Origin of the sequence: Mongoliimonas terrestris (assembly GCF_001927285.1) — a bacterium.
GTDB classification, from domain to species: domain Bacteria; phylum Pseudomonadota; class Alphaproteobacteria; order Rhizobiales; family Pleomorphomonadaceae; genus Chthonobacter; species Chthonobacter terrestris.
Genome location: NZ_MSIG01000006.1, coordinates 202,288 through 218,931 on the forward strand (window position 1 = coordinate 202,288; position 16,644 = coordinate 218,931).

At 69.3% G+C, this 16,644-nt stretch carries 13 protein-coding genes and 1 tRNA gene; 12 read left to right on the forward strand and 2 right to left on the reverse strand.

What is annotated here, in order from left to right; translation table 11 throughout:
- Positions 1-143: 143 nt before the first annotated feature.
- Both BUQ68_RS10920 and BUQ68_RS10925 read left to right on the forward strand, forming a co-directional pair.
- Entirely contained in the window at positions 144-965 is an 822-nt protein-coding gene (locus BUQ68_RS10920; protein WP_075215984.1) for a transglutaminase-like domain-containing protein, read from the forward strand.
- Positions 966-1,126: 161 nt separating this feature from the next.
- Positions 1,127-2,539, forward strand: a complete 1,413-nt coding sequence (locus BUQ68_RS10925) for a TadE/TadG family type IV pilus assembly protein (RefSeq protein WP_075215985.1) — start codon at positions 1,127-1,129, stop codon at positions 2,537-2,539.
- A 54-nt stretch (positions 2,540-2,593) separates the two neighbouring features.
- On the opposite strand, the gene BUQ68_RS10930 is transcribed toward BUQ68_RS10925, so the two are convergent.
- Together BUQ68_RS10930 and BUQ68_RS10935 are read right to left on the reverse strand one after the other, a co-directional pair.
- A tRNA-Lys gene (locus tag BUQ68_RS10930) sits at positions 2,594-2,669 on the reverse strand.
- Between the two features lie 147 nt (positions 2,670-2,816).
- Entirely contained in the window at positions 2,817-3,317 is a 501-nt protein-coding gene (locus tag BUQ68_RS10935) for a TIGR00645 family protein (protein ID WP_075215986.1), read from the reverse strand.
- Between the two features lie 576 nt (positions 3,318-3,893).
- Between BUQ68_RS10935 and BUQ68_RS10940 the strand changes: the two genes are divergently transcribed.
- The 10 genes from BUQ68_RS10940 (at position 3,894) to BUQ68_RS10985 (ending at position 16,604) form a co-directional block, all read left to right on the forward strand.
- Positions 3,894-5,075 carry an MFS transporter gene (locus BUQ68_RS10940; protein WP_175577786.1) on the forward strand — a complete coding sequence of 394 codons (1,182 nt, stop codon included), beginning with the start codon at positions 3,894-3,896 and terminating at the stop codon, positions 5,073-5,075.
- 99 nt (positions 5,076-5,174) lie between these two features.
- Complete coding sequence (locus tag BUQ68_RS10945) at positions 5,175-6,143, forward strand: quinone oxidoreductase family protein (RefSeq protein WP_075215988.1); 969 nt, start codon at positions 5,175-5,177, stop codon at positions 6,141-6,143.
- Positions 6,144-6,330: 187 nt separating this feature from the next.
- Positions 6,331-6,687: a hydroxyisourate hydrolase gene (uraH, locus tag BUQ68_RS10950; RefSeq protein WP_075215989.1), complete on the forward strand. Its 357-nt coding sequence runs from the start codon at positions 6,331-6,333 to the stop codon at positions 6,685-6,687.
- A gap of 3 nt (positions 6,688-6,690) precedes the next feature.
- Entirely contained in the window at positions 6,691-8,187 is a 1,497-nt protein-coding gene (gene xdhA / locus BUQ68_RS10955; RefSeq protein ID WP_075215990.1) for a xanthine dehydrogenase small subunit, read from the forward strand.
- The gene (gene xdhB / locus BUQ68_RS10960; RefSeq protein ID WP_083656484.1) at positions 8,174-10,522 is read left to right on the forward strand and encodes a xanthine dehydrogenase molybdopterin binding subunit; all 2,349 of its coding nucleotides are present in this window, start codon (positions 8,174-8,176) and stop codon (positions 10,520-10,522) included. Before xdhA ends, xdhB begins: the two co-directional genes overlap by 14 nt.
- A gap of 44 nt (positions 10,523-10,566) precedes the next feature.
- Entirely contained in the window at positions 10,567-11,565 is a 999-nt protein-coding gene (xdhC, locus tag BUQ68_RS10965) for a xanthine dehydrogenase accessory protein XdhC (protein WP_245293219.1), read from the forward strand.
- A 37-nt stretch (positions 11,566-11,602) separates the two neighbouring features.
- Positions 11,603-13,183 (forward strand): ABC transporter ATP-binding protein, encoded by a 1,581-nt coding sequence (locus BUQ68_RS10970; protein WP_083656485.1) that lies wholly within the window; start codon positions 11,603-11,605, stop codon positions 13,181-13,183.
- Positions 13,184-13,442: 259 nt separating this feature from the next.
- On the forward strand, positions 13,443-14,531 hold the full coding sequence (locus tag BUQ68_RS10975) for an ABC transporter permease (RefSeq protein ID WP_075215993.1): 1,089 nt from the start codon (positions 13,443-13,445) through the stop codon (positions 14,529-14,531).
- On the forward strand, positions 14,524-15,438 hold the full coding sequence (locus BUQ68_RS10980; RefSeq protein WP_075215994.1) for an ABC transporter permease: 915 nt from the start codon (positions 14,524-14,526) through the stop codon (positions 15,436-15,438). The genes BUQ68_RS10975 and BUQ68_RS10980 overlap by 8 nt, the downstream gene beginning before the upstream one ends.
- A 95-nt stretch (positions 15,439-15,533) precedes the next feature.
- Entirely contained in the window at positions 15,534-16,604 is a 1,071-nt protein-coding gene (locus BUQ68_RS10985) for a BMP family ABC transporter substrate-binding protein (protein ID WP_075215995.1), read from the forward strand.
- Positions 16,605-16,644: the final 40 nt, after the last annotated feature.

Here is a 16,644-nt window from a genome sequence, read left to right on the forward strand (position 1 = left end):
GAAGAAAATCAGTCGGCTTCGGGGGCGAGATGCTATGAAGCCAACATGACCCCATGGACCGACAGGATTCCGTGACGAGCGTCCAGACCGCATCTGTCCGCTTTGCACCGCATGTCTCGGCCTTAAGGACGAAGGAACGTCTCATGCACATCAAAGTCGGATACGAGATCGCCTACGACTGCCCGCAGCCGACGCCCATGCTGCTGGTGCTGAACGTGCACTACAGCCGCGCCAGCGACATCGTCGTGCCGGACCACGTGACCACCGACCGGCAGGTGCCGATCACCGCCTACCGGGACGGCTTCGGCAACTGGTGCAGCCGCATCACGGCGCCGGCCGGCCGCACCACCATCCGCGGCAGCGGCGTGGTGCGCGACAGCGGCGCGCCGGATCCGGTGGTGCGGGACGCGCGCCAGCACACGCTGGAGGAACTGCCCGGCGACGTGCTGGTGTTCCTGTTGGCGAGCCGCTTCTGCGAGACCGAGCTTCTGTCGGAAACCGCCTGGTCGCTGTTCGGCACCACGGAACCCGGCTGGGCACGGGTGCAGGCGGTGTGCGACTTCGTGCACAACCACATCACCTTCGGCTACGAGCACGCCCGCGCCACCAAGACCGCGTTCGAGGCCTACAACGAGGGCAAGGGCGTCTGCCGGGACTATGCGCACCTGGCCGTCGCCTTCTGCCGCGCGCTCAACATCCCCGCCCGCTACTGCACCGGCTATCTCGGCGACATCGGCGTGCCGCCGCCCTATGGCCCGATGGACTTCGCCGGCTGGATGGAGGTCTACCTCGGCGGCCGCTGGCACACCTTCGACCCGCGCAACAACGTGCCGCGCATCGGCCGCGTGCTGATGGCGATGGGCCGCGACGCGGTGGACGTGGCGATCACCACCACGTTCGGACCGAACACGCTGGCCGGGTTCACGGTGGTCTGCGAGGAGATCCCCGGGCCGACGGCGGGGTGACGAGGCGCTGGACGGCGCGCTTTTACGATCATGATCTCGCGCCTTGTCCATAAGTAACGGTAATGCCTATTCACGCCTTCTTCTGGTGGTCCTTACCGAAGTGAAAAAATTAATGCTTCTCATGTTGAATAAGTCTGACTGTTAATTGATGACAGGCCGACATGAGCATAGCATACAATTTTTGCCGGGACCGGCAGGGCGTGGTCGTGGTCGCCTTCGCGATCATGCTGGTGCCACTCCTCACGGCGGTAGGCGTCTCCGTCGACTACGCCTACGCCGGGCGCGTGCAGCGGCAATTGCAGGACGTTTCGGATGGGGCCGTGCTGGCGGCGGCCCGGGTCTACATGAAGACCGGTTCTGAAGACGGCTTGCGCGCGGCCGTTGAGACCTTCATGGCGGCGAACGACGGCAAGACCGTCGCGCCCACCCTTGTCGACGATCCGTCTGTGGATGGCGCCGGCGCCGAGATCTGCATAACGCTTGAGGATTCCGCACCGACGGCTTTCCTCGGGATGGTGTCCATCGACACGGTGGACGTGGGCGCGCAGTCGTGCGCCATCATCGCCACCAACCAGAACGTGGAGATCTCGCTCGTTCTCGACGTCTCGTCCTCGATGATCGAAAACAACCGCTTCGATCCGATGGTGAAGGCGGTCGACGAGTTCCTCAAGGTGTTCCAGTCCGACCAGACCCTCAACAAGCGGACGAAGATCGCCATCGTGCCGTTCTCGAGCCGCGTCAGCATCGGCATGACGCGGACAAGCTGGCTGACCGCGCCGACGGGCGCCTCGGCCGTGCCCGACCGCTGGACGAACCCGACGGCGCACTACTCCTCTAGCTTCAAGAAGATCCTGTGGGTCGATGGCCAGACGCCGACCATGTACAACGGCAAGAACTACTACTGGATGGGCTGTATCGAACCGCGCTCGGACGTGGAGATCCATACGACGGGAAAAATCGGCACCCACGGCCTGACGGATTCTCCGCCAGCGACTGCCCCCTTCTGGGCGATGGACCACAACGCGGAGTCCAGCAAGAGCTTCTGCCCGCCGCCGATCGTGTCGCTCTCGTCCGATTTCGCGGCGCTTCGGACGGCCGTTGCGGCGCTCACCTCGCAGGGCTCCACCCGCCTCGACGCCGGCATGACCGCCGGGTGGTACACGCTGTCGCCCAAGTGGCGCGGTGTGTTCGCCGACGCCACCGCGCCGCTCGACTACGGCTCCAAGGTCCAGAAGATCGTGGTGTTCATGACGGACGGGCAGATGAACGTTCAACACGGCAGCAGCAGCGGCAAACTCGACTGGCTGTGCGAGTTCAACAAGACATCCAGCTGCAACAGCGTCGCCAACACGCATCTGCAGACCGTGTGCACGGCCATGAAGTCCGCCGGGATCCTGGTCTTCACCGTGTCCTATGACGGGGACGCGGATCTGGAGAACATGCGGACATGCGCAACGTCCGCCGCCCACCAGTACACCGCATCGAAGACCCTGACCGCCACGGACTACATCGGCACCATCTACACCGAGATCGCCGAATCGATCCGCAGCGAGATGCTGCGCCTTTCGCACTGATCCAGGACCTCGATCGGGCGGATCCGGGGTGGGGATTCTGGAGTGAGAGAGTTTTGGTGAGCGCGCTGGGACTCGAACCCAGGACCCCATGATTAAAAGTCACGTGCTCTACCGACTGAGCTACGCGCTCCCCTGCCGCTTGCCCTTGATGGGCGGTGCCGGTGGTGGCCGGCGGGTGGGCGAGGGGTCGGCTCGCCCGCGGACGGCCCTTCCTATACGCAAGCGCGAACGGTTCCGCAACAAGGGGAGGGCGGGCGCGGTGGGGCGCGCAGCACGCTCAGAGTTTCGGCTTCGCCATCAGCTTTTCCAGGATGCCGAGAAGAACCGCCGAGACGACGAAGGCCATGTGCAGGATGGTCAGCCACATGATCCGGTCGTTCTGGTACTTGTCCGCGTTGAGGAAGACCTGGAGCAGGTGGATGGACGAGATCGCCACGATGGAGGAGGCCACCTTGATCTTCAGGCTGCCGCTGTCGAGCTTGCCGAGGAAGGAGATGTCGGCCTCGTCGTTGTCGAACCGGCTGACGAAGTTCTCGTAGGACGAGATCATCACCATGACGAGGAGGCTCGCCACCAGCGCGGCGTCGATCAACGCCAGCATGGCGAGAATCATCTCCGCGTCGCTGAGGGTGAAGACGTTGGCGGCGACCTTCCAGAGCTTCTTGAGGAAGGAGACCGCGTAGACCGCCAGGGCGAGTCCCAGGCCGACATAGAAGACGACGAGAACGAAGCGGCTGGCGAGAATCACGCGTTCGATAAAGATCTCGAGAGACTTCAAGGGTGGCTCCTCAAAGGACGGCACGAAAGGACGGCAGTGTCGGGCGGAGGCGTCGGCTTGGCTGTGGACGAACGGTGCAAGGTCTGGGGATGGGGCGTGGGTGGGCGGTGGTCAAGCGCGCCGCGAACGGGCGGTCGGGACGGGGAAAACCCGCGGGAAAAGGCTGGGGATGACCGGTGGACGGGCAGGGAAAAACCCTGGGGACGGCCGATCGGAAGCCCCCGGCGCTTCCGGCCGATCGCCCATGGGTGAAGGACTAGCTCGCGTCCGTGTCGGCGTCGAGACAGCGCACCGTCGCAGGCCGGCTTGACTTCGCGGGCGGCGTCCGGCTTTTAAGCGGTTGCTTAATTGCCTGGGGTTCGATCGGCGTCCGCATTGCCACCGATCGGCGCGGCTTCAGGGCGAGGCGCTGCGGCCTGTCGGGCGGCTCCTTGCCGGCCCGTCGTCGTCACGTCATCGGAACGGTGTTCGGTGCCGGCGCGTTCGGCGGTGCCGGCTGGCCCGGAACGGGGCGCCGGGCGCCACCCATGCCGGCGATCCGCGGCCGGCTTATTCCTTCTCACTCGGGGACGTCCCGTGCCTTTGTTCATTCGGATCGGTGCTGCCTTCTTCCTCAACGCCTTCCTCCTCGGCAGTTGGCTCACCCGCGTGCCGGATGTGATGGAGACGCTTGGCCTTTCCAAGGCCGAGATGGGCCTTGCGCTCACGGCCGGGCCGATCGGCACGCTGGCGGTGCTCCCCTTCGTCGGGCGCTGGATCGACCGGACCTCGCCGGCGGCGGTGTTCATCGCCTCCGGCATCGGCCTGTCGCTGGCGCTGCTGCCGATCGCGCTCGCGCCGAACGGCATTCTTCTGACGGTGGCGATCTTCATCGCAGGTGTCACCAACGCCGGGATGGAGGTGGCGCAGAACGCCGCCGCCGACCGGTCCGAGAAGGCGGACGGCCGCAAGGTGATGGCGCGCTGCCACGGGTTCTGGAGCCTCGGCATCATGGCGGGCGCGCTGGTAGCGGGCGCCGCCGGGCAGTTCGGCATCGGCTACGGGGCGCACTTTCCGGCGGTGGCGGCGGTGGCCGTGCTGGCGACCGTGGGCCTGATGTGGGTGCTTCCGCCGGTGGTCTTCCGGCCGCCGCCGACGGCCGGGGACGCGGGCGAGCCGGGACCGGTGTTCGCGCTGCCGGGCCGGGCGGTGCTCGGCGCCTGCCTGATGGCGATCGGCGTGACGCTGGCCGAGGGGGCCTTCTACGACTGGGGCACGCTGTTCCTGCGCCAGGATCTCGGCGCCTCACCGCTCGCCGCGGGCGTCGGCTACGCGTGCTTCGCGGTCGCCATGGCGGCGGGACGCTTCTCCGGCGACGCGATCCGCGAGCGGTTCGAGGCGCCGGTGATCGTCCGCGCGTGCGCCGTGGCGGCGGGCATCGGGCTCGTCGGCTTCGTGCTGGCGCCGACGGTGCCGCTCGCCTGCGCGGCGCTGGTCGTGCTCGGGGCCGGGGTGTCGCTGGTGTTCCCGCTGGCGGTGAGCGCCGTCGCCGACCGCAGCGGGGCGAGTGCGGCCTCCAACATGGCGGGCCTGTCGCTGGCCGTGATGGCGGCGCTGTTGACGGCACCGCCGCTGATCGGCTTCCTCGCCGAGGTGGCGGGCCTCGGCACCGCCTTCCTGGCGCTGTTGCCCGCCGTGGTGATGACCGGCTTCCTCGCGGGCCATTCCCGGGCGGTGCGGACGCCGCAAACGCTGAAGGCCTGCCCGGAGGCGGCCTGACGGCGGGCTGCCGGATCGCGGCCGCGTCGAGAAGGCTTTCACCTTGGCCGGCGAATGCTTTAGCGTCCGCGGATCGACTCGCGATCCGTGGAGAATGCCATGAAAGCCGTTCGCGTCACCGAGACCGGGGGCCCCGAGGTGCTGCAGCTCGTCGACATCGACGTGCCGTCGCCCGGACCCGGCGAGGCCCTGGTGCGCCACACGGCGATCGGGGTGAACTTCATCGACACCTATTTCCGGGCCGGCCTCTACCCGACGGACCTGCCCTTCATTCCGGGTGCCGAGGCGGCCGGCGTGGTGGAGGCGGTGGGGGAGGGCGTGACCACCGTGAAGCCCGGCGACCGGGTGGCCTACGCGGGATCGGTCGGCGCCTATGCGGAAAAGCGGATGATGGCGGCGGACCGGCTGGTGCCGGTGCCGGACGGGGTGGACGACCGCACCGCGGCGGCGGTGCTCCTGAAGGGGCTGACGGCGCAGTTCCTGCTGACGCGGACGTTTCCGGTGCAGCCCGAACACACCGTGCTCTTCCACGCGGGCGCCGGCGGCGTCGGCCTGATCGCCGGCCAGTGGCTGAACGCGATCGGCTGCACGTCGATCGCCACCGTGGGGTCCGACGACAAGGCCGAGATCGCCAAGGCGGCGGGCTATACCCACGTGATCAACTACAGCACCGAGGACTTCGTGGCGCGGGTGGCGGAACTGACCGAGGGCGCCAAGGCCGACGTGGTCTATGACAGCGTGGGCAAGGATACCTTCCCGGGCTCGCTGGACTGCCTGAAGATGCGCGGGATGTTCGTCTCGTTCGGCAACGCCTCCGGCCCGGTGCCGCCGTTCGACATGCTGACGCTGTCGCGCAAGGGCTCGCTGTTCGCGACCCGGCCGACGCTGTTCCACTATGTGGCCAAGCGCGAGGAGCTGCTGGCCGCGGCGGCGGACCTCTTCGACAAGGTCGCGGCGGGCGTGGTGCGGCCGGAGATCGGCCAGACCTTCGCGCTCGACGACGTGGTGGCATGCCACCAGGCGCTTGCCGGACGGGGCACCCGGGGCGCGACGCTGCTGCTGCCGTGAGGGGGCGCAGGCGCGGGCCGATCGGGGGGAAGAAGTGTCGCGGCCTTGCAGACCATCTCTGGTTGGAAGATGTTGATTCCGTGCTTTCGCGGATGGCCCCTTGCGTGAGATCGTTTTTTCGGCAGGGTGAGAAAAGCGGCGCGCGCGGCGTTGGAGGGCTTCCGCGCCGTTTGTCGAGGAGGTGAGTTTGGGCCGACTGACGACGCATGTACTCGACACGGCATCGGGCCTGCCCGCCGCCGGCCTGACCGCCCGGCTGGTGCGGATCGGCCCGGACGGCGACGCGACGCCGATCAAGACGGTGGTGACCAACGACGACGGCCGGGTGGACGCGCCCATCCTGGACGGGGACGCGATGACGGTCGGGACCTACGAGCTGCGCTTCGAGGCGGGATCCTACCTGCGCGCGGCCGGCCATGCCCTGCCGGAGCCGGCCTTCCTCGACGTGATCCCGATCCGTTTCGGCATCGCGGATCCGGGGCGCCACTATCACGTGCCCTTGCTCCTGTCGCCCTACGGCTACAGCACCTACCGGGGGAGCTGACCGATGCGCGACAGCGTCCGTTTCATCCGCCAGGGCCGGGTCGTCGAATTGAAGAGCTTCGGCCCGACCGAAACCCTGCTCGATCATCTGCGCCTCACCGAGCGCGCCTGCGGCACCAAGGAAGGCTGCAACGAGGGCGACTGCGGCGCCTGCACCGTGGCCGTCGGCACCCACGAGGACGGCAAGGTCGTCTACCGGCCGGTGAACGCCTGCATCCTCTTCGTCGGCCAACTCGACGGAAAGGAGATCGTCACGGTGGAGGACATCGCCGGGTCCGGCGGGCTCCATCCGGTGCAGCAGGCCATGGTGGACCACCATGGATCGCAGTGCGGCTTCTGCACGCCGGGCATCGTGATGAGCCTGTTCGCGCTCTACCAGGACGCCGGCCGCGCTACGCCGCCGCCGCGCGCGGTGATCGACGAGTGGCTCTCCGGCAACCTTTGCCGCTGCACCGGCTACCGGCCGATCGTGGAGGCGGCGCGGACGGCGCTGTCCGCGCCGCCGGACGACATGTTCACCCGCTCAGCCGAGGCGACCGGCGGGGTGCTGCAGTTCCTGGCCGACGCGGAGGACGTGTTCGTCGGGACGGATCAGCGCTTCTTCGCGGCGCCGCGCTCGGTGGAGGCGCTCGCCGCGCTCTACGAACGCCATCCGGACGCCACGCTGGTGGCCGGCGCGACGGACGTGGGGCTCTGGATCACCAAGCAGTTCCGGCCGGTGGAGAAGGTCATCCACCTCGGCCGGGTCGACGGGCTGGACCGGATCGAGGACGTGGGGCCAGCGGTCATCATCGGCGCGACGGCTACCTACGAGGCGGCGACGGACGCGCTTGCGGGCATCGACCCGGACATCGGCGCGGTGGTGCGGCGGATCGGCTCGCGGCAGGTGCGGGCGTCGGGCACGATCGGCGGCAACATCGCCAACGGCTCGCCGATCGGCGACACGCCGCCCATGCTGATCGCCCTCGGGGCGACGCTGGAGCTCGTCTCGGCCAAGGCCAACCGGGCGGTGCCGCTGGAGGACTTCTTCATCGCCTACGGCCGGCAGGACCGGCAGCCGGGCGAGTTCGTGGCCGGCGTGCTGGTGCCGAAGCTGAAGGCCGGCCAGGTGTTCCGGGCCTACAAGATCAGCAAGCGGTTCGACCAGGACATCAGCGCCGTGATGGGCGCCTTCCTGTTCACGCTCGCCGACGGGGTGATCACCGAGGCGCGCATCGCCTTCGGCGGGCTCGCGGGCACGCCCAAGCGGGCGGCGGCCGTGGAGGCCCGGCTCATCGGCGTGGCGCCCGGCTCGGCGGCGGCGTGGAGCCCGGCCATGGAGGCCTTCGCGGAGGACTTCCAGCCGCTCACCGACATGCGGGCGAGCGCGCACTACCGGCTGGAGACGGCCCGGGCGCTGCTCGGCAAGGCGCTTCTTGAAACAGCCGGGGCGCCGACCACGCGCACCCGTGTCATCGGCCAGCGCGAAGCGCGGCAGGAGGGTGCCCATGTCGGCGCTTGAGAGCGATCCGGACGGCCTGCGCGACGACAGCCAGGAGGGCGTGTTCTCCGTTGTCCGCCAGCCGGTGCGCCACGACAGCGCGGTGAAGCACGTCACCGGGCAGGCGATCTACATCGACGACATGCGCGAGCCGGAAGGCACGCTGCACGTGGCGCCGGGCTTCTGCCGGCAGATCGCCAGGGGCCGGTTCACCGCCGTCGACCTCGACCCGGTGCGCGCCTTTCCGGGCGTGGTGACGGTGCTGACCGCCGCCGACGTGCCGGGCGTCAACGACTGCTCGCCGTCGATCGGCGGCGACCCGATCTTCTCCGAAGGCGTGGTGGAGTTCTGGGGGCAGGTGGTGTTCGCCGTGGTGGCGACCACGCGCGACGCGGCCCGGCGCGCGGCGACGCTCGCCCGCTTCGAGGTGGTGACGGAGACGCCCGCCATCACGGTGGCGGACGCGCGGGCCGCGGACATCCACGTGCTGCCCGAATACCGCTTCGGCCGCGGCGACGTGGAGGCGGTGCTCGCCGACAGTCCGAAGCGCCTGGACGGGCGGATGGTGATCGGCGGCCAGGAGCACTTCTACCTGGAGGGCCAGATCGCCTTCGCGCTGCCGGGTGAGGACGGGGACATGCACGTCCATTCGTCCACCCAGCACCCGACGGAGGTGCAGCACCTGGTGGCGAAGGCGCTCGCCGTTCCGGACGCGGCGGTGACGGCCGAGGTGCGGCGCATGGGCGGCGGTTTCGGCGGCAAGGAGAGCCAGGCGAGCCAGTGGGCGGTGATCGCGGCGCTGGCGGCGGCCAAGACGCGCCGGCCGTGCAAGCTCCGGCTCGATCGCGACGACGACATGGTGATGACCGGCAAGCGCCACGACGACGTGGCGGAGTTCGCCGTCGGCTACGACGCGGACGGGCGGGTGACGGCGACGCGGATGGATTTCTACGCCCGCTGCGGCTACTCGGCCGACCTGTCGCTCGGCGTCAACGACCGGACCATGTTCCACGCGGACAACGCCTACTTCTACCCGGCGGTGCGCATCCTCTCCCAGCGACTGAAGACCAACACGGTCTCCAACACCGCCTTCCGGGGCTTCGGCGGCCCGCAAGGGGTGCTGGCGGCGGAACGCATGATGGACGCCATCGCGGTGGAGACCGGGCTCGACCCGCTGGAGGTGCGCAAGCGCAACATCTACGGGCCCGACCGGGACGTGACGCCCTACGGCATGAAGGTGGAGGACAACGTTCTTCCCGAGATCATCGCCGAGTTGGAGCGGACGTCCGACTACGCGGCGCGGCGGGCGGAGGTGAAGGCCTTCAACAGCCGCAACCGGATCCTGAAGAAGGGCCTCGCCTTCACGCCGCTGAAGTTCGGCATCTCCTTCACGCTCGTCCACCTCAATCAGGCGGGGGCGCTCGTTCACGTCTATACGGACGGGTCGGTGCACCTCAACCACGGCGGCACCGAGATGGGGCAGGGGCTGAACACCAAGGTCGCCCAGGTGGTGGCCGAGGAGTTCGGGCTGACCCTCGACCGGGTGAAGATCACCGCCACCACGACCGGCAAGGTGCCCAACACGGCGCCGACGGCGGCCTCGTCCGGCACCGACATCAACGGCATGGCGGCGCAGATCGCCTGCCGGCAGATCAAGGCGCGGCTCGTCGCCTTCGTCGCCAACGAGTTCGGGACGCCGGAGGACCAGATCGCCTTCCGGGACGGTCAGGTGATCATCGGCAACGGCTCGGTACCGTTCACCGAGGTGGTCAAGAAGGCCTTCATCGCCCGCATCCAGCTTTCGTCGGCCGGCTACTACAAGACGCCGAAGATCACCTGGAACCGCGACCGCGCGGAGGGCCGGCCCTTCCTCTACTTCGCCTACGGGGCGGCCTGCTCGGAGGTGACGATCGACACCATGACGGGCGAGATGAAGGTGGACCGGGTCGACATCCTGCACGACGTGGGCAAGTCGCTGAATCCGGCCATCGACATCGGCCAGATCGAGGGTGGGTTCGTGCAGGGGATGGGGTGGGTGACCACCGAGGAATTGTGGTGGGACGACAAGGGGCGGCTGCGCACCCACGCGCCCTCCACCTACAAGATCCCGTGCGCCTCCGACGTGCCGGACGCCTTCAACGTGGCGCTCTACGACAGCCCCGGCAACCGGGAGATCACCATCTTCCGGTCGAAGGCGGTGGGCGAGCCGCCGCTGATGCTGGCCGCCTCGGTGTTCTCCGCCGTGTTCGACGCGGTGGCGAGCCTGAAGCCGGGGGTGATCCCGCCGCTCGACGCGCCGGCGACGCCGGAGGCCATCATGCGCGCCGTCACGGCCATGCGCCGGGCGGAGGTTTGACACGGCTTCGAGGTCGGAGACGATCCTACCAGCCGAGAAAGCGAGTGCGTTCCTTGTCCGCCGTCTTCGCAACCCTTGAACGGATCCTCGCCGGCGAGCCGGCCGTGGCGCTCGTCACGGTGGTGGGCGCGCGCGGGTCGACGCCGCGCGAGGCGGGGGCGCGCATGGTGGTGACGGCCGCGGGCGCCATCTCGGGCACGGTCGGTGGCGGGCGGCTGGAGCTGGAGGCGATCGCGGCGGCACGGGCGCTGGCCGAGGCGGGCCGGGATACGGCGACGCTCCGCCGCTTCGCGCTCGGGCCGGCGCTCGGCCAGTGCTGCGGCGGGCACGTGACGCTCGCCATCGAGGCCATCACGGCGGCGCGGCGGGACGAGATCGCGGCGCTCGCCGTCGGCGAGGCGGCGGGCGGCATGGCAACCACGGCGCGCTTCGCCGAAGGGGAGGGGATCCGGCGCACGATCGTCGGCCACGGTCCCGGTGCGCCGACGGCGGCGCTCGCCGACGACGGGACCCTGACGGAGGTGTTCGGGGCGCGGCCGCGGGCGGTGTATCTGTTCGGCGCCGGGCATGTGGGGCGCGCGGTGGTGCTGGCGCTGGCGCCGCTGCCTTTCCGGGTGACCTGGGTGGACGAGCGGGCCGACATGTTCCCGGCCGCCGTGCCGCGCACGGTGGAGACGGTGGCGACGGACCGGCCCGAGACGGTGGCCGCCGCCATGGAAGAGGGCGCCTTCGCGCTGGTGATGACGCACGACCACGGGGTGGACCTTGCCATCGTGCACGCGGCGCTTGTCGCCGGCCGGCACCGCTATCTCGGCCTCATCGGCAGCGCGACGAAGCGCGCCCGGTTCGAGAGCCGGCTCCACGCGCTCGGCCATGACGGCACGACGGCAAAGGCCTTCCGCTGCCCGATCGGGGTGGCGGGCATCACCTCCAAGGAGCCGGCGCTGATCGCGACGGCGGTGGCGGCCGAACTTCTGATCGAGGACGAAGCCGCGCGGGCCCGACGCCCGACCGACGCGGCGCTGATCCGGCTGGTGCCGTGACGGGGCGGGCGGGGCGACGACAGGTGGACGGGGACAGATGACGGCGACGAGCACGCCCGAGACGACAGGATCCGCGCGGCCGCGTGGTGAGGCCCGACCGCGCGACACGGGGGGCGTGCCGCTCTTGGAGGCTCGCCATATCGTGAAGCGCTTCGGCGCCAACACGGCCAACGACGACGTGAGCCTGAAGGTGATGCCGGGGGAGATCCACGCGCTTCTCGGCGAGAACGGCGCCGGCAAGTCGACGCTGGTGAAGATCCTCTACGGCGCGCTGCAGCCGAACGAGGGCGAGATCCTCTGGAAGGGCCAGCCGGTGGTGATCGGCTCGCCGGCGGAGGCGCGCGCGCTCGGCATCGGCATGGTGTTCCAGCACTTCTCGCTGTTCGAGGCGCTGACGGTGGCGGAGAACATCGCCCTCGCCCTGCCGAAGGACGCCGACCGGCGGGGGCTTTCGGCGACCATCGCCAGGGTCTCGCGCGACTACGGCCTGCCGCTCGACCCGACGTCGCGGATCGCCGACCTGTCGGTCGGCGAGCGGCAGCGGGTGGAGATCGTGCGCTGCCTGTTGCAGAACCCGCAGCTCGTCATCATGGACGAGCCGACCTCGGTGCTGACGCCGCAGGAGGCGGACCAGCTGTTCGAGACGTTGAAGCGGCTCGCCTCGGAAGGCTGCGCCATCCTCTACATCTCGCACCGGCTGGAGGAGGTGAGGGCGATCTGCCACCACGCGACCATCATGCGCCGGGCCAAGGTGGTGGCCGAGACGGACCCGACCACGGAGACGGTCGGCACACTCGCCCGGCTGATGGTGGGCAACGAGGTGGACGCGGTGACGCGGACGAAGGGCGTGCCCGGCGCGCCGCGTCTCACGCTCGCGGGCCTCGACATGCCGGCGCTGGGTGCCTTCGGCGTGCCGCTCCGGGCCATCGACCTGGAGGTGCGGGCGGGCGAGATCGTGGCCATCGCCGGGGTGGCGGGCAACGGGCAGAGCGAGCTTTTCGACGCGGTCTCCGGCGAGCGGACCGGGCGCGACGGCGCGGTGGTGATCGACGGCCGGCCGGTCGGCCACCAGGGCGTCAACGAGCGGCGGCGGCTCGGCGCGGCCTTCGTGCCGGAGGAGCGCCTGGGCCATGGGGCGGTGCCGGCGCTGAAGCTGTCGGAGAACGTGGTGCTGACCCGCCACGGCACAGGAGAGGGCATCGCCAGCGGCGGCTTCACCCGCTTCGGCCTCGCCGGGCGGATCGTGGAGGCGGTGACGAAGCGGTTCGACGTGCGCAAGGGGCCGGCGGACCCGGAGGCGCGGGCGCTGTCCGGCGGCAACCTGCAGAAGTTCGTGGTCGGCCGCGAGGTGGACCGAACCCCCGGCGTACTGGTGGTGGCCCAGCCCACCTGGGGCGTCGACGCGGGCGCCGCGGCGGTGATCCGCCAGGCGCTGATCGACCTCGCCCGCTCCGGGTCGGCGGTGCTGGTGATCAGCCAGGATCTCGACGAGATCTTCGAGATCGCCGACCGGATCGCGGTGATCTCGCGCGGGCACCTCTCCGTGCCGAAGGCCGCGGAGGCGATGACGCGGGAAGAGATCGGGCTGCTGATGGCCGGCGGGGCGGAGAAGCGGTGATGGGGATTGCCGGAGCGACTCGATCGTCGGTGGTAGAGGTGGCACCCCTCTCTCCCACTCTCTCCCACAAGGGGAGAGAGGGTTCTGGCGGAGGGTCCGGCGCTCACCGACTGGCCCTCGTCAGCCGGGTCGCGACGACCGCCGTCAAGGGCGCCAACCGGCCCTCTCTCCCCTTGTGGGAGAGAGTGGGAGAGAGGGGTGCCGGCGCAGCCCATCCAATCTTGCGTCGACCCGCTCAACCCCACCCGGAACCCCGCCCATGCATCTAGAACTCGTCAAGCGACCGGAGGTGAGCCGGGTCATGATGGTGGGGTCGCCGGTTTTGGCGGTCGGGCTCACGGTCATCTTCGCCGCCATCGTCTTCGCGCTGCAGGGCAAGGATCCGCTAGCCGGCGTCTACTATTTCTTCCTGGAGCCGCTGACGTCGTCGTGGTCGATCGAGCAGTTGATCGTCAAGGCGACGCCGCTCGTCATCATCGCGCTCGGGCTGGCGGTCTGCTTCCTCTCCAACAACTGGAACATCGGCGCGGAAGGCCAGCTGACCGTCGGGGCGATCACCGGGTCGATGCTGCCGGTGCTGGTGCCGGAGTTCGCCTCGCCGGCGACGCTGCCGCTGATGGTGCTCATGGGCGCCCTTGGCGGGGCGCTGTTCGCGGCGGTGCCGGCCATCCTGAAGACCCGGTTCGGCACCAACGAGATCCTCACCTCGCTGATGCTCGTCTACGCCTCCGGCCTCTTCCTCGACTGGCTGGTGCGCGGGCCCTGGCGCGATCCAAAAGGCTTCAACTTCCCGATCACCATCGCGTTCAACGACGCCGCCATCCCGTCCACCATCCCGATCGGGCCGCTCTACCTCAATCTTTCCGCCTTCGTGGCGCTGGTGCTGGTGGCGGTTCTGGCGGTGACGCTGGGGCGGACGCTGAAGGGGTTCGAGATCCGCGTGCTCGGGCAGAGCCCGCGCGCGGGCGCCTTCGCGGGCTTCTCGGCGCGGCGGATGACGCTGTTCGCCTTCATGGTATCGGGCGCGCTCGCCGGGATCGCGGGCATCCTGACGGTGGCGTCGGAGATCGGCAAGCTGCAGCCGGTGATCTCGCCGGGCTACGGGTTCACGGCCATCATCGTGGCCTTCCTCGGCCGGCTGAACCCGGTCGGCATCCTGATCGCAGGCCTCGTCATCGCGCTCTCCTATCTCGGCGGCGAGGCGATCCAAACCACCATGCAGATGTCCTCCAAGGTGGCGACGGTGGTGCAGGGCATGCTGCTCTTCTTCGTGCTTGCCTGCGACACGCTCATCCTCTACCGCGTCCGGCTGGTCGGTCGCGCGCCGAAGGAGCCCGCCCGTGCTTGAGGCCATCATCCTCACCGTGATCACCGCCGCGACGCCGCTCCTGCTGGCGGCCATCGGCGAACTCGTCGTGGAGCGCTCCGGCGTGCTCAACCTCGGCGTGGAAGGCATGATGGTGATGGGCGCCGTGTGCGGCTTCGCCGGCACGCTGACCTTCGGCACGCCGTTCGCCGGCATCATCGCCGGCGCGCTCGCCGGCATGGCGGTGAGCCTCCTGTTCGGGTTCGCGACGCTGACGCTCGTCGCCAACCAGGTGGCGTCGGGCCTGGCGCTCACCTTGTTCGGGCTCGGGCTCGCGGGTCTCATCGGCGAGGGTTTCGTCGGCACGCCGGGTCTGAAGCTGCCGGCGCTCTTCATTCCGGGGCTGACCGACCTGCCGGTGGTGGGGCGCATCCTGTTCGGGCAGGACGTGCTCGTCTACCTCTCGTTCGCGTTGGTCGCGGGCGTGTCGTGGTTCCTGTTCCGCACCCGGGCGGGGCTGGTGCTCCGCGCCGTCGGCGACAATCACGGCTCGGCGCATGCGCTCGGCTATTCGGTGGTGAAGGTGCGCTATCTGGCGGTGCTGTTCGGCGGCGCCTGCGCGGGGCTCGGCGGCGCGTATCTGTCCATCGCCTACACGCCGCTCTGGGTGGAGAGCATGACGGCCGGGCGCGGCTGGATCGCGCTGGCGCTCGTCGTGTTCGCGTCCTGGCGGCCGGGGCGGCTGGTGGTGGGCGCCTATCTCTTCGGCGCGGTGACCATCCTGCAGCTCCATGCCCAGCCGCTCGGGCTCGGGGTGCCGTCGCAGTTCCTCTCCATGCTGCCTTATCTCGCCACCGTGGTGGTGCTGGTGCTGATCTCCGGCAACCGCCGCGCCACCCGCTTCAACACGCCGGCCTGCCTCGGCACCCCCTTCGTTCCGGACCGATGACGGCACCGGACGACCGATCGGCGGACGCGTACCGGCCCGCGCCCGCCCGCATGTTCCAGACGGCCGCATACTCGATCCTTCCAGGGAGACACCGCATGAAGAAACTGCTCCTCCTCGCCGGCACCGCGCTTGCCGTCGCGCTCGGCGCCACGGCCGCTTCCGCCCAGGACAAGACCAAGGCCTGCTTCATCTACGTGGGGCCGATCGGCGACTTCGGTTGGTCCTACCAGCACGACCAGGGCCGGCTCGCCATCGAGGCCGCGTTCGGCGACAAGGTCGAGACCGCCTATCTGGAGAACGTCTCCGAGGGTCCGGACGCGGAGCGCGCCATTGAGCGTCTCGCCCGCGACGGCTGCGACATCATCTTCACCACTTCGTTCGGCTTCATGGACCCGACCATCAAGGTCGCTAAGAAGTACCCGGACGTGAAGTTCGAGCACGCCACCGGCTTCAAGACGGCCGAGAACGTGGGCATCTACAACTCGCGCTTCTACGAGGGCCGCTACATCATCGGCCAGATGGCCGCCAAGGTGTCGAAGGCCGGCATGGCGGGCTACATCGTGTCCTTCCCGATCCCGGAAGTGGTGATGGGCATCAACGCCTTCATGCTGGGCGCCCAGAGCGTGAACCCGGACTTCAAGGTGAAGATCGTCTGGGTGAACTCCTGGTTCGACCCGGGCAAGGAGGCGGACGCCGCCAAGGCGCTGTTCGACCAGGGCGCGGATATCATGGTCCAGCACACGGACTCCACCGCGCCGCTGCAGATCGCCGAGGAGCGCGGCCTGAAGGGCTTCGGTCAGGCGTCGGACATGATCAAGTTCGCCCCGAACGCCCAGATGACCTCCATCGTGGACGACTGGTCGGCCTATTACGTCGGCCGCGTGCAAGCGGTGATGGACGGCACCTGGAAGCCGGAGAACAAATGGGGCGGTCTCGCCGACAAGGGCCTGATGATGGCGCCCTACACCAACGTGCCGGAAGACGTGGCGAAGGCCGCCGCCGAAACGGAAGCGAAGATCGCCTCTGGTGAATTCCACCCCTTCACCGGTCCGATCTTCGACCAGGACGGCAAGGAGCGCTACGCCGCCGGCGTCGTGGCGCCGGACGGCGATCTCCTCGGCATGAACTGGTACGTGAAGGGCGTGGACGACAAGCTGCCGCAGTGACGGACGGCGCCGGCTTGCCGGCGAGGTTACCCACCACGCG

Excerpts from the sequence above, each read along its gene's own strand:
- xdhB (WP_083656484.1), top strand. The coding sequence starts at position 8,174 with ATGTCGGCGCTTGAGAGCGATCCGGACGGCCTGCGCGACGACAGCCAG.
- BUQ68_RS10985 (WP_075215995.1), top strand. The coding sequence starts at position 15,534 with ATGAAGAAACTGCTCCTCCTCGCCGGCACCGCGCTTGCCGTCGCGCTC.
- BUQ68_RS10975 (WP_075215993.1), top strand. The coding sequence starts at position 13,443 with ATGCATCTAGAACTCGTCAAGCGACCGGAGGTGAGCCGGGTCATGATG.
- xdhA (WP_075215990.1), top strand. The coding sequence starts at position 6,691 with ATGCGCGACAGCGTCCGTTTCATCCGCCAGGGCCGGGTCGTCGAATTG.
- BUQ68_RS10945 (WP_075215988.1), top strand. The coding sequence starts at position 5,175 with ATGAAAGCCGTTCGCGTCACCGAGACCGGGGGCCCCGAGGTGCTGCAG.
- BUQ68_RS10970 (WP_083656485.1), top strand. The coding sequence starts at position 11,603 with ATGACGGCGACGAGCACGCCCGAGACGACAGGATCCGCGCGGCCGCGT.
- BUQ68_RS10925 (WP_075215985.1), top strand. The coding sequence starts at position 1,127 with ATGAGCATAGCATACAATTTTTGCCGGGACCGGCAGGGCGTGGTCGTG.
- BUQ68_RS10920 (WP_075215984.1), top strand. The coding sequence starts at position 144 with ATGCACATCAAAGTCGGATACGAGATCGCCTACGACTGCCCGCAGCCG.